Source organism: Corallococcus sp. EGB (assembly GCF_019968905.1).
Taxonomy (GTDB): Bacteria; Myxococcota; Myxococcia; order Myxococcales; family Myxococcaceae; genus Corallococcus.
On sequence record NZ_CP079946.1, the window covers coordinates 6,675,253 to 6,687,900 of the forward strand.

8 protein-coding genes are annotated in these 12,648 nt (G+C 69.5%); 5 read left to right on the forward strand and 3 right to left on the reverse strand.

Going from position 1 to position 12,648, the window contains the following annotated elements; translation table 11 throughout:
- The first annotated feature begins 172 nt into the window (after window positions 1-172).
- The 3 genes from KYK13_RS27340 to KYK13_RS27350 all read left to right on the forward strand — a co-directional run bounded on the left by KYK13_RS27340 (window position 173) and on the right by KYK13_RS27350 (window position 3,568).
- Window positions 173-796: a hypothetical protein gene (locus KYK13_RS27340; protein WP_223635330.1), complete on the forward strand. Its 624-nt coding sequence runs from the start codon at window positions 173-175 to the stop codon at window positions 794-796.
- Between the two features lie 134 nt (window positions 797-930).
- Entirely contained in the window at window positions 931-2,256 is a 1,326-nt protein-coding gene (locus tag KYK13_RS27345; RefSeq protein WP_223635333.1) for an NAD(P)/FAD-dependent oxidoreductase, read from the forward strand.
- An 85-nt stretch (window positions 2,257-2,341) separates the two neighbouring features.
- Window positions 2,342-3,568, forward strand: a complete 1,227-nt coding sequence (locus KYK13_RS27350) for a hypothetical protein (RefSeq protein WP_223635336.1) — start codon at window positions 2,342-2,344, stop codon at window positions 3,566-3,568.
- Here the strand turns inward: KYK13_RS27350 and KYK13_RS27355 are convergent.
- Window positions 3,558-4,646 carry an EAL domain-containing protein gene (locus KYK13_RS27355; RefSeq protein WP_223635338.1) on the reverse strand — a complete coding sequence of 363 codons (1,089 nt, stop codon included), beginning with the start codon at window positions 4,644-4,646 and terminating at the stop codon, window positions 3,558-3,560. The genes KYK13_RS27350 and KYK13_RS27355 overlap by 11 nt on opposite strands.
- A 15-nt stretch (window positions 4,647-4,661) precedes the next feature.
- Entirely contained in the window at window positions 4,662-6,113 is a 1,452-nt protein-coding gene (locus KYK13_RS27360; protein ID WP_223635340.1) for an LVIVD repeat-containing protein, read from the reverse strand.
- A 183-nt stretch (window positions 6,114-6,296) separates the two neighbouring features.
- Between KYK13_RS27360 and KYK13_RS27365 the strand changes: the two genes are divergently transcribed.
- Window positions 6,297-9,911, forward strand: a complete 3,615-nt coding sequence (locus KYK13_RS27365) for a tolB protein precursor protein (RefSeq protein WP_223635342.1) — start codon at window positions 6,297-6,299, stop codon at window positions 9,909-9,911.
- 45 nt (window positions 9,912-9,956) lie between these two features.
- Here KYK13_RS27365 and KYK13_RS27370 read toward each other — a convergent pair whose 3' ends face one another.
- Window positions 9,957-10,427, reverse strand: coding sequence for a hypothetical protein (locus tag KYK13_RS27370; protein WP_370645445.1), 471 nt, complete (start codon window positions 10,425-10,427; stop codon window positions 9,957-9,959).
- Window positions 10,428-10,790: 363 nt separating this feature from the next.
- On the opposite strand from KYK13_RS27370, the gene KYK13_RS27375 reads away from it, so the two are divergent.
- A complete protein-coding gene (locus KYK13_RS27375) occupies window positions 10,791-12,608 on the forward strand; it encodes a CotH kinase family protein (protein ID WP_223635346.1) in 1,818 nt (605 codons plus the stop codon).
- The last annotated feature ends 40 nt before the right edge of the window (window positions 12,609-12,648 follow it).

Consider the following 12,648-nt stretch of genomic DNA (forward strand, 5'->3'; position numbering starts at 1 on the left):
GGAGTGCCGGTTGTCGCGTCCAGACCACGCCCCACGGGCCGAGAAGCGAACGGGCATGCACACGGTCTTCCCCCTCGGGCCTGTCCCCTGCCCCTACCGCCCCTAGCTTTTTCCCAGCGGGAGGCCCCCCAGGGTGCCTCCCGTCCCACTCACATCATCGGGGAGAGATTCCATGAAGAAGCTCATTGGGGTTTTCGCGTCCGTGGCGCTGCTGGGTTCGGGCGTGGCCTTCGCGCAGGACAGCACGGCGCAGGACTCGCAGCAGCAGTCGTCAACACCCTCTGAAAGCACGCAGGGCTCCTCCGGCAGCATGCAGGGCTCCTCCGGCAGCAGCATGGGCAGCTCGGATGCCACGGGCGGCTCGGGCTCGTCCTCGTCTTCTTCACACTCGATGGGCTCGTCCTCGAGCACCATGGGCTCGAACGAGCTGACGGGCCGGGTCGTCAAGAGCGAGGGCAAGAAGGTCTACATCAGCAGCGCGAGCGGCGCGGTGGTGCCGCTGGACATCGACAGCAAGACGCAGTTCAACGATCCGAGCCTGAAGAGCGCCAAGAGCCTGAAGGAGGGCCAGGAGATCCGCGCCAGCTTCCAGGTGAAGGACGAGCGGAACATGGCGACCAGCATCTCGCCGAGCACTGGAACGGGTGGCGCGGGCTCCGACGTGATGTCGCCGGACCAGTCCATCAACGAGGGTACGAAGGACCAGACCCAGGAGCAGGGCAGCGGCAAGAGCTCCACGATGAATCCGGATACGGGTTCCAGCACGGGCTCCAGCGGCTCGCCGAAGACCTACTAGCGGCTGCCTCTTCCCTCCCCCTGTTCCTCTCCCGCATGGGAGGGTGACCCGGCTCGTGGCCCCGTTCATCAACGGGGCCACGGGCGTCGTCTTCCATGAAGGGAACTCCGCCCTCGCGACGGAGCTGGAGCGGCATGGACCACAAGGCGGATGTCGTCATCCTGGGGGCGGGCGCCGCGGGGCTCGCCGCGGCCGAACGCCTGATGGATCAGGGCTTGCGGATCATCGTCCTGGAGGCGCGCGACCGCGTGGGCGGCCGCATGGTGACGCTCCGGGATCCCACGACGGACGTGCCCCTGGAGCTGGGGGCCGAGTTCGTCCATGGCAAGCCGGCCTCGCTGCTGAAACGGATCCGCCGGGCCGGGTTGACGGTGAGTCCCTGCAACGACACGCATGCGCTCCTGTGGCGAGGGAAGCTGGAGGAAAGAGAGGACGCCTTCGCGTTCCAGGAGCCTCTCATGTCCGCGGAGGGACCCGACCGTCCCATCGCGGCGTGGGTGGAGGAGCAGGCACGCCTCCGTGCGTGGCCACCGCTCGTGTGCGCGATGGCGCGGTCGTATGTCCGGGGCTTCTACGCCGCGGATCCGGACGTCGCGAGCACGCTCGCCATCGCGAGGATGGAACAGACCGCGGATGCGTCTGGCGGCACGACGCCGTCTCGCGTGCTGGAGGGGTATGACCGCGTCCCCCTGGCGATGGCCGCGAAGCTGCTCGCGAAGCCCGGCACGCTGTTGCTCAATGCCGTGGCCGAGGAGGTGCGCTGGAGGCCGGGCTCGGTCCGAGTGCGAGCCCGGACCCGCCAGGGCACTCCACTGGGGACGTTCCAGGGCGAGCACGCGGTGGTGACGCTGCCAGTAGGCGTGTTGCAGGCGAAGCCGCCCGCCCCCGGTGCCGTGCGCTTCGTGCCGCGCGTGCGGACACAGGAGCGCGCCTGGAACCGGTTGGCCATGGGCTCCCTGGTGAAGGTCCTCCTGCGCTTCCGCGCGGCGTTCTGGCGCGAGCTGGAGGCCACCGCGCACTTCGGTTTCTTTCACGCGCCCGCCTCTCCGTTCCCCACGTGGTGGACGCTGTCGCCCCACCGTCACACGCGACACCTGGTGGGCTGGAGTGGCGGCCCCGCCGCCGCGTCGCTGTCGCGCTTGAGCGAGAAGGCGGTGCTGGAACGCGCGCTCCGGGGACTGTCGCAGATCTTCCCCCTCTCCCCGCGGGAGCTGAACGCGCGACTGGAAGCGTGGCACGTGCAGGACTGGCAGGACGAGCCGTACACGCGCGGTGGCTATGCGGTCATCCCCTCGGGCGCGATGGATGCCGTCGAGGCGCTCGCGGAGCCCGTGGGCCGGACGATTTTCTTCGCTGGCGAGGCCACGCACGTGAGGGGCGACGAGGGCACCGTGCACGGCGCGCTCGAGACGGGACGGCGCGCGGCGGACGAGCTGCTGTCCCGGCGCTCGAAGGCCTGAGCGCTGGACGCCCACCTGGCGGGCTCGCGGGCGGAGGCGCGCTGGTGGCGATGTGGAAGCGTTCGCGCGTGGACATCTTCATGGCATGCGCCTCTGGATCGCCATCATCGCGGGGTTGAGCATGGGCCAGTCGCTCGACGTGGAGTCGTTGCCTCCGGAGGATCCCTCCGTGAGAGACCCCGCCGCCTCCTCCCTGCAGGACGCCTATGAGCAGGCCGCGGATGACCTGGACGGAGCACGGCCTCCCGAGGGCTACGCCATCCAGACTCCGACGGATCCGACCCAGAGCAACTACCGCGGGGTGACGCCCTTGCTGCCCGATGGCAGCGCGCCGGTGACTTCCGGCGAGGTCGCGGTCCAGCAGTCGCAGACCTATGTGCCGCCCCCGGTGCCGACGTTCTTCGAGCAGCAGCCCGCTTCTGGTGAAGCCGAAGAATCCCAGCCCCAGACGGGCACGGGGGGAGCGGGTGCCGCCGGGACGTCGCCGACGTCGGGCCCCACGAACGAGGAAGCCCCGGGCTTCGGCGGCACCTACGAAACGGGCGCGACCTCCTCGACGGTTCAGGGCTCCGTGGCTCCAGGTGGAACGGGTGAACAGCCGCTGAATACAGCCCAGGTGCCGGTGCAGGAGCCGGGCACCGCGACGGGCGGCGCGGGCGCGGCCGGGACGACAGGAACCGAGGCCGCTCCTGCGCAGGGCACGCCCCCACCCGCCCAGGGTGGAACCGCGGCCGAGACACCGTCGAATCAGACGGCGCAGCCCGCGCAGGGCGCACAGGGGCAGGCCCAGCCGACGCAAGAGACCGCCGCGAATGCCGCCGCGACCGACGAGGAACTGAACCGTCTGCACCAGCGCATCGCGGACCTGGAGCAGGAAGTGGAAGCCCGCGACGCGCAGGCCACCGAGCGCACCCAGTCCGTGCAGACGCAGGTGGACACGCATGAGCAGCGCGCCTACGAGGTCGAGCGCGCCCGGCAACAGCGGCTGGCGCGAATCCAGTCCGGGGGCCAGTGGATGCTCGCGGCGGATCAGGCGCTGGAACAGGGAGAGCTGGGCGTGGACAACGCCCTGAGCATCGCCGACGAGGACTTCTCCGTCGTGGGCCAGAGCGCTTCGTCCTTCGGCCAGGGCAACGTCGAGGTCTACGCCCAGCGCATCCGCGCGCAGATCGCGCTCGCCCGGGATGCCGCCAACCGCCGCGACATCTACGCCGCGCGCATCGCCCTGCAGGACGCCGGTGACGCGCTGCGACTGGCGCGCGCCGCGAACCTGGAGCGCTCGAGCACGTCCAACACCCTGCTCAATCCGTGATGCGCGGAGTGGCGCGGGCTGGCGCGTCCGCGGGCCTCGCGATGAGGTAGCCCTGCACGAAGTCCACCCCGTGCCGGCGCACCCAGGACAGCTCCTCGGGCGTCTCGATGCCCTCGGCCACCGTCTGGATGCCGAGCTGCCGGGCGATCTCCAGCAGCTTCTGCACGATGGAGGCCTTGTAGGGGTCCGCGTGGACGCCCCGCACCAGCTCCATGTCCAGCTTCATGAACTCGGGCCGGAGCTGGTGGATGAGGTTCAGCGACGAATAGCCCGCGCCCAGGTCGTCCAGCGCCACCTGGAAGCCCGCCTGACGGTAGAAGTCCACGATGGCCCGCAGGTGCGCCGCGTTCGCGGCCCGGTCGGATTCGATGATCTCGAAGACGACGTGCGACTCCGGGATGCCCGACTCGCGGATGGCGGCCACCGTGGAGCGCAGGCAGTAGGCCGGGTCGTAGATGGCCGTGGGCGTGAAGTTGATGAACAGGTGCGTGCGCAGCTGGTGCCGCACCGACTCGCGGATGGCGGTGGTGCGCGCGGCCAGGTCCAGTTGGAACAGCAGGTCCGCCTCGCGCGCCGTGTCGAACAGCCGGTTCGGCGGCACCAGCGAACCGTCCCGTTCGCGCCCGCGCAGGAGCGCCTCGTGCGCGAAGACGCGGGAGGTGTCCTGCGCGTGGACGATGGGCTGGAAGAACGTGGTGAGCCGCGACTCCGCCAGCATGTCCACCAGCCACCCGGACTGATGCAGCGTGGTGAGCCGCTGGAGTGAGTCCACGCGCGGGAAGTCCGCCATGCCCGGCTCGCTGTCGCCCTCGACGAAGAGTGCGCGCGTGCCCCGCACCTCCTCCGCCGTCAGCACGCTGCGCAGGTGCGAGGAGAGCGTGCGCAGGCCGCCCTCCCCCATCCCCACCACGACGCACTGCGCATCCGTGCGCACCTGGTACGTGCCCCCCGAATCACGCAGGTGGGCCACCAGCTTGCCCAGGCTGTGGCCCAGGGGCGGCCACAGGAAGAGGCGCCCCGGTACATCCGGCGCCTCGGGCAGGGTCTGGCAGCGGCCACATCCGTTCAACGGGGTCATGACACAGCCTTGGCGTCACGGGGTGTGGCGGAAGATCAGCAGTCCGCGCGTCGTGTCCCACCCATATACCAGCCCGTTGGCGACGTGAACGCCCTGGAGGCCGTCGAAGTAGCTCTTGCCGCGGCCCTCCTCGGACTCGCTCCAGGTGTTGAAGTACCCGGCGGGCGTGGGCGTGCCCAGCGTGGAGACGTCGTACACGCGCAGGCCGTCCTGGTAGTTGGCCACGTAGAGCGTGGTGCCCGACAGGGCCATGCCGCCCAGCGTCGCCTCGGGCCGCAGGGCCAGTTCGCCGCGCTGCACGATGTTCGCCGGGTTCGTGGCGTCCAGCGCCAGGAGCGAGGAGCCCCACCCGTCCGAGCCCTGGTAGACGACGGTGCTGTCCCCCAGCCTGCCCACCGCCAGCGCGCTGGTGGAGGGCCCGGCGAAGCGGCCCAGGAGCTTGGGCAGCTTCGACGTCGTGGCCAGCGGCGAGAGGTCCGTCACCGTCATGCCGTAGCTCCAGTTGCTCACGTACAGACGGTTGTCCTGCACCGCCAGCGCGTAGGGGTACTCGCTCAGGTCGGGAGAGGAGCCCTCCACCGTGTAGCGCACCACGAGGGTCGGCGCGGATGGCGTGCTCACGTCCAGGATGACGATGTCCGACTTGGGCAGGGGCGACGCCACGAAGAGCAGGTTGCCGTCCTTCGTCATGCTGTCCACCCGCACCTTCAGGTCCGCCAGCACCGTCTTGTCGCACGTGGGGACCGACGGGTTCGCGGCCAGGTCGCAGATGCGGATGCCCGTCGCATAGGTGCCCAGGTAGAGCGTCGTGCCGCTGATGAGCGTGCTGGTGTACGTCTCCGTGGGGATCTTCAGCTCGGACACCTTCGCCGGGTGCGCGGGGTCCTTCACGTCGAAGACGAACAGGCCCTCACTGCCCGCGATGACGTAGGCGTAGTCCCCCGCCACCGACACGCCGTTGGCGGAGCCTCGGGGCAGCGCGGCCTGGCCCAGGAGCTCCACGTGGTCGGACTCGGCCTCGCCCGCGCGGCGAGCCACGCGCCTCGCGGTGAAAGTGCCCTGCCGCACCGTCGCGCCGTTGCGGCACACGCGCGCCACGCCCAGCACCTCGCCCGGGCCGGAGGCCTTGCAGCCGGAGAACGCGTAGCGCACCACCGAGCCGTCCGAGCCCGTCACATCGCTGGCCAGGTAGAAGGTGTCCGGGGTGACTTGCTTCGCCGTCATGGCGAGGCCGACAGCCAGCGGCTCCCCGGGCGAGAAGCGGATGGAGGAGGGGCCTGAGTAGCCGTCATCGAAGTTGATGTTCGTGTTCCAGATGCCTTCGCCCTGGACGGCACTCAACGTCGACCTGTCACACCCGGTCAGGTCGATGGCTTCAACCTGACACTCGGCTTTGTTGTCGGAACTGTCCTTGCCACAACCGGCGGCGAGGAACGCGGTGGCCAGTACGAGAGGGAAACGATTCATTCCCTCCTCCATACCGGGCGATCCCGACCGACGCCAAGTCCCACGGCGTTCGTAGAGGGAGCGGGGGCGGGACGTCCACCGCAACGCAAAGAAACAAAACGACCGCTTGTGCGTTTCCGGTGGGAGAGGGAGCCTTCCGCCAGGCCCCTGACAGCCCGTCTCCTCGCCTTACCGAGGTGCTTTTTGAACCCCCGTTCGCACGTCATCGCCGTGCTGCTGGCCCTGCTCCTGCCGGAGCTCGCGCTGGCCCAGGTCTTCGTCGTTCCCCGCCGCGCGGGGAAGACCCCCGTGAACAGCTTCGAGTTCGAGTGGCGGCACATCGACATCCTCGTGGGACCCGCCGCGACCGGCCTGGCCAAGCCCACCGAGCATACCGCGCATGATCAACCGCCCGGCACGCAGGGCGGACCCAACCCGCAGGCGCCCACCACGTCCTCGGAGACGGGCGACAGCCAGTCCCCGCCGGAAGGCGCGGAGGTCACCCCTTCGGGCAACGTGACGTCGCCCGCGCCGCGGGACTCGACGCCCAAGAAGGATGGCATCTCGCTCGACATGAGCGCCTCCGACGCGGGCACCCCTCCCTCCGTCCCGGGCCTTCGCGACGGCGGCATCCCGCCCCCGGGCGTGGTGGCGCTGGCGGATGGCGGCACGGCGGGTGACCCCACCACCCTCGCGGACCTCACCACCGCGGATGGCGGTCCGGTGTTCTCCTCGGCGGATGGCGGTCCGTTGTTCTCCGGCGCGCCGCTGATGCTGGGGGGCAGCTCGGACGGCGGCGTCAAGTACACCTACGCGAAGGACCTGGGCGCGAAGACGGGCGGCGTGCGCTTCTACTTCTACGAGCGCGAGCGCGAGGTGGCCGAGCGGGCCGCGCCCATCATCGATGCGGCGTACCGGTACCTGGTGGATCAGTTCAAGTACGTCCCCACGGAGACGTTCCCGTACATCCTCTACAGCAGCTACGCGGAGTTCCTGCAGACGAACGTGTTCGCGGTCTCCGAGGGCACGCTGGGCGTCACCTCCACGGAGGACCTGAAGCTGTCCCTGCCGTACCTGGGCGACCACCACCTCTTCGAGGAGATCAGCACGCACGAGATGGCGCACCAGTTCACCATCCAGAAGGTGCGCACCGTGGCCGAGCAGGCGAAGACCTTCGGGGATCCGCTGGGCGGCTATCCGCTGTGGTTCATCGAAGGTCTGGCGGAGTTCTACGCCAAGCGCGGCCTGGACCCCGAGGCGGAGATGATGGTGCGGGACCTGCTGGTGAACCCGGACCTGATGAAGGGCTACGCGTTCCTCGACTTCTTCTCTCCCGGGCCGTACGGCTACCTGTGGATCTACAAGGTCGGCCAGGCGCGCGTGGCGTTCCTGGAGGAGGAGTACGGCGCGGGCATCACCCAGCGGCTCCTGGAGGAGGCGCCCCGGCTGGTGGGCGGCTCGCGCGATTCGCCGTCGCTCAAGTTCGAGGAGCTGCTGGAGCGGCTGACGGGGGATGACCCCAAGCGCATCTCCGCGCGGTTCGAGAACTGGCTCAAGCGCCGGTCATTCAAGACGTACCTGGAGTCGTCACAGACGGCGCCCGCGCTGGACTCGCTGGGCGAGACGCCGGGGATCGTCACCGCGATGGCCAGCGGTCCGGACGGCAACGTGCTGGCGCTGCGCACCATCGTGCCGGAGACGGGCGAGAGCCGGCTGTACCTCACGGATCCGCGCACGCCGGGCAAGACGGTGAAGGTGGCGGGTGACGGCGTGCCGGGCGTGGAGTCGCTGCACCCGGTGTCCGGCCGCAACTTCGCGCTGACCAAGGACAAGCTCGCGTTCGTGGCGGAGCGCACGGGGCGCGACGTGCTCTACGTGCAGGACTACGTGCACATCTCCGAGAAGCGCTCCACGGACGTGCTGGTGCGGCGGTCCGCCATCCGCACCGGCATCGGCACGGAGGTGGGCATCAACGTGAAGCTGGAGACGGGGGACCGGCGCTCGTACCGCGTCGACCGGCAGGGCGTGCTGGCCATCTACTCGCCGGCCTTCTCCCCGGACGGCCGCTACATCGCGTTCATCGGCATCGACGACAAGGGCCTGCGCGACGTCTACATGCTGGACCTGACGCAGGGTGAGGACGCGAAGGTGCGCAAGCTCACCGATGACGTCTTCGCCGAGCGCCAGCTCACCTGGGGCCCGTCCGGCATCATCTACACGTCCGACGCGACGTCGCACCGCAAGTACAACCTCTTCCGCGTGAAGCCGGACGCGCCGGTGGGCCAGGCCGAGCGGCTCACCACCGAGGACCGCGACGAGGCGGATCCGCTGGCGCTGCCGGACGGCCGCCTGTTCTTCGTGGCCTTCAACAAGAGCAGCTCTGATTTGCACGAGCGGCTGGCGGACGGCCGCATCGTGCGCCGCACGGACCTGACGACGGGCGTCTTCGAGCCGGGCCCCGGTCCCGACGGCGGCCTGTGGATGCTCTTCCACATGAGCGGCGAGCGGAAGCCGTCCCTGCTGCGCCCTCCGCGCATGCTGTCGCTGGAGACCCCGAAGGAGCCGCCTGCGGATCCACCCTCCCCCGTCGCGCTCAAGTCGCTCGCGGAGGCGCAGGCCTACCGACCCTTCAAGCGGGAGAACATCGAGCTGGGGCCCATCTTCGGCTTCGCGGGCGCGGGCGGTGGCGGCTTCGTGGGCCAGGTGTTCGCGTCCGCGTCCGACCGGCTGCGCGACCACCAGGTGGTCCTCACGCTGGCGGTGTACGGCTCCTTCGAGTTGACGGACGGCCTGCTGCTCTACGTCAACGACGCGAACCGCACGACGTGGGGCGGCGGTCTGTTCCAGTCGCTGCGCTTCCGCATCGACAAGACGTTCGACTACCTGCCGTCGAATCAGCGCCCGTTCTTCGTGTCGTCGGAGCGCTACTTCGGCGCGCTGGGCAGCCTGCGCTACCCGCTCAGCACCTTCTTCTACCTCCAGGGCGACCTGAGCATCGGCGGCACGAAGTACTTCCTGGATGACTTCAACGAGTTCTACCTGAGGTTCCCGGAGCGCAACGAGGCGAACCAGAACCTCCTGGACACGTGGCGCGCGGACAACCAGCACATCCGCTTCCAGACGGAGCTGAGCGGCCGCATCGGCTACGACACCATCAAGTACCACTACGCGACGGGGCCGCTGTCGGGCAGCTCCGTGCTGCTGGAGGCCACCGCCGGCGTGCAGCCCTTCGACGGTCAGGCGTACGGCAACCTGCGCCTGGACGCGGAGCGGTACTTCCCCATCTACGGCCGCACGAACTTCTTCACGCGCCTGGGCGCGGGCACCACGGTGGGCGGCCGCTACGCGCGCTCCTACTACCTGTCCAGCTTCGACACCCTGCGCGGCGTGAACTTCGGCGACGAGCGGTGGCTCCTGGGCCAGCACTTCGTCTACGGCACGGTGGAGGCGCAGCTGCCCCTCAACGACATCATCCGGGTGGCCTTCCTGAGCGACCTGGAGGCCATCGCGGCGATCGACGCGGGTGGCGTGGGTGACAGCGCGAGCGACCTCTGGGACCACCGCGTGCTCGACGCCGTCGTCGGCTTCAACCTGTCGCTGGGGCCCCTGCTGCTGCGCCTGCACTTCGCGCACCCCTTCGACATCAAGGCCGCCGCGGGCAAGCCGGACGAGGGCTGGGTGACGAACTTCTCCATCGGCGTCGCCGGCCTCAACGGCTTCTTCGACACCAAGGGGGACCGCCGGCCGGGCTCCAGCACGCCGCGCCCGGCGCTGATGCCCGCGCTGGGCGGCGGCTACACGACGCCCCTGGTGCACTGAGACACGGCACGCGCGCCTCCCTGTCGCCGGGGAGGCGTGCGTTCGTCAGGACTGCGCGGCGACGAGGGCGGCGTTGGCGCGAGCCAGCGGCCCCCCGTCGCTGGGGATGCGCTCGAAGTCTCCGCGCAGGGCCTTGATGGCGAACTTCTCCAGGTCAATCTCCCGGCGGGAGCGCACTCCCATCGCGCGCACCAGCGCGGACAGGGGCCCGAAGCCGGTAAGGCCGTGCTGGAGGAGCAGGGCCAGGGCGACGCCGCCGAACACGCGCCAGCCCGAGTTGGCCTTGCGGCTGAGCAGCAGCCCTGCGAGGGCCACGGCTGGGACGCCCACGACCAGGGTCCGGTGCACGTCCCACTCGTGCTCCAGCTTGTCGAGGTAGCGGCTCATCTCCGCGCGGTCCCCCTGCTCCGCCATGTACCGGACACACGACTCCACATGGGCGTCGATGCGCCGGTTCACCGTGGAGGGCGCGTGGGCGCGCACGGCATCCGTCGACGTCTGGTTCCAGGACTCCATCATCGCTCCCTTGACGGACTCGGGCCGTCCTCCAGCCTGCTCTCAAGAAAGCTAGGTCCGGCGGTCGCGTCCGTGCACAGCGCGGCGTTTCCGTGGCTGTTGCCCGGCTGCCCGCCCCGGGGGCGCGATGACGCCTGCCCCCCCTGTTCCGCAGGGCAAGCGTGCAGGCCCGCGCCCGCCCTTCACGCAGTCCGTCAGGAGCATCCGCGGAGGGCAACTCGGCGCTCCGGGGAGGGAAAGAGTTTTCCCTCTGTCAGGCGCTCCGGGGTCCATGCGCCAGCCGCGGCGGGCTCCTCGCGCGCGCTGGAAGCCGCCCGTTGCCCCCCTGGTAGGAAGGCATGGGGCTTGCTCAGGGGTCGGACGATGATGCGCCTACGACTTCTGCTCAGCCTCACGATGTTGCTCGCCGCCTGTGGCGGAGCCGGCACCTCGCTTCCCGATGACCCGCGGCCGTCCGTGAGCGATCCCGGCATCACGGACCCCAACGCGCCGGACCCCGGTGTTCCCGACGCGGGCGCTCCGGATGCGGGGGCTCCCGACGGTGGCGCGGTGGACTCGGGCACCCCTGGCTCCGGGGATGGCGGCAGCGCGGATCCGCAGCCCGTGCCCGAGGTACAGCGGCCGTACACGCTGCCGAAGGTCCAGACGTCGTTGCCGGAGTACGCGCTGATCATGCCTCCGGAGGTGCTGGAGCGGTTCAAGGCGGAGCCGTTGACGGGGGAGCAGGACGCGACGTTCCAGGCGAACGGCAAGACGTACCCGGTGAAGGTGCGCCTGCGCGGAGCCTCCTCGCGCTACTTCGACAAGAAGAGCTGGAACGTCAGCTTCGCGGACGGGGACAAGTTCGAGGGCCGCACGTCCCTCAACATCATCGCCGAGTACGCCGACGCGTCGATGATCGCGGAGAAGATCGCCTTCGACCTGCTGGCGGCGATGCGGGTGCCGGCGTCGAAGGCGACCTTCGTGCGGCTCTCCGTGAATGGCCAGTACGAGGGCGTGTTCCTGGAGGTGGAGCAGGTCAACAAGGCCTTCGTCAAGGCGAGGCAGTTCCCGGACGACGACGCGACCATCTACCGCACGGGCTGGAAGGACACGGAGTTCAAGACGTGGAAGGTGCCCTACCAGGGTGACTGGCAGAAGAAGACCAACGAGAAGGAGCCCGACGACGCGCTGTGGGAGGTGCTGGACGTCATCAACCACACGCCCGAGCCGCAGCTGGTGGCCGCGCTGGAGAAGAACCTGGAGATCGAATCCTACGTGCGCTCCATGGTGTTGGACGCGCTGATGTCCAACAACTACGTGGAGGACTCCGAGAGCTACTTCATGCACGACGACATCACCGGGCGCTGGCGCTACGTGCCGTGGGACCTGAACAACGTGGACTCGCGCTGGTGGTACACGAACACGGTGGAGGACCAGACCGCCTCCACGAGCAACATGAAGCACCCGCTGTTCAACTTCACGCTGCTGGATGGCTGGGTGGAGAAGATGTACCAGCAGCGCAAGCTGGAGCAGCAGAGCTACCCGGGCTACCTGCCGGTGTTCTCCAACCTGGGCACGCGCGTGGTGCTCAACCCGGTGCTGCGCGCCCGGCTGGAGGCGCGGCTGGACAAGGCGCTGGACGAGCTCTTCACGTCACAGGTGATGGACCCGTACATCGACCAGCTCCATGCGCTGATCAACGACTCCATGAGGGAAGACCCGTACATGGACTACGCGAAGTTCGCCGCGGGCAAGGCGTACATGAAGCGCTTCGTGAGTGTGCGCCGCGATTTCGTGATGGCGGAGGTGAAGCGGCTGAAGGCGCAGCAGTCCACGCTGGTGCTGGAGGCGTTCGACCCGCGCGAGGGCTGGGTGGAGGTGGGAAACCACGGCACGCAGGCGGTGTCGCTCCAGGGCATGACGCTGACGACGAACCTGCGGGTGAGCCTGGCGGGTGGGGACTACGCGCCCGCGCGGGTGAAGGCCCCCGTGGGCGCGGTGCTGGGCGACACGACGGTGGCGCCGGGCCAGACGGTGCGCCTCACCGCCGCGGCGCTGGGCATCACCTTCCCCTCCAAGGGCGAGGTGGGTCTGTTCGACGGCAGCTCCGTCGTGGGCATGAAGGACGCGCTGTTCTACGGCGAGCTGCCCTCGGGCCAGTACTACGCCCGCGGCAAGGACGGCTGGGAGATCCGCTGAGCCTTCGCGCGGGCCCGGCGGTTGGCCGGGCCCTGAAGTC

What these genes read in the sequence shown, in the direction of transcription:
- KYK13_RS27340 (WP_223635330.1), top strand. Translation starts at nt 173, where the DNA reads ATGAAGAAGCTCATTGGGGTTTTCGCGTCCGTGGCGCTGCTGGGTTCG.
- KYK13_RS27345 (WP_223635333.1), top strand. Translation starts at nt 931, where the DNA reads ATGGACCACAAGGCGGATGTCGTCATCCTGGGGGCGGGCGCCGCGGGG.
- KYK13_RS27350 (WP_223635336.1), top strand. Translation starts at nt 2,342, where the DNA reads ATGCGCCTCTGGATCGCCATCATCGCGGGGTTGAGCATGGGCCAGTCG.
- KYK13_RS27355 (WP_223635338.1), bottom strand. Translation starts at nt 4,646, where the DNA reads ATGACCCCGTTGAACGGATGTGGCCGCTGCCAGACCCTGCCCGAGGCG.
- KYK13_RS27360 (WP_223635340.1), bottom strand. Translation starts at nt 6,113, where the DNA reads ATGAATCGTTTCCCTCTCGTACTGGCCACCGCGTTCCTCGCCGCCGGT.
- KYK13_RS27370 (WP_370645445.1), bottom strand. Translation starts at nt 10,427, where the DNA reads ATGGAGTCCTGGAACCAGACGTCGACGGATGCCGTGCGCGCCCACGCG.
- KYK13_RS27375 (WP_223635346.1), top strand. Translation starts at nt 10,791, where the DNA reads ATGATGCGCCTACGACTTCTGCTCAGCCTCACGATGTTGCTCGCCGCC.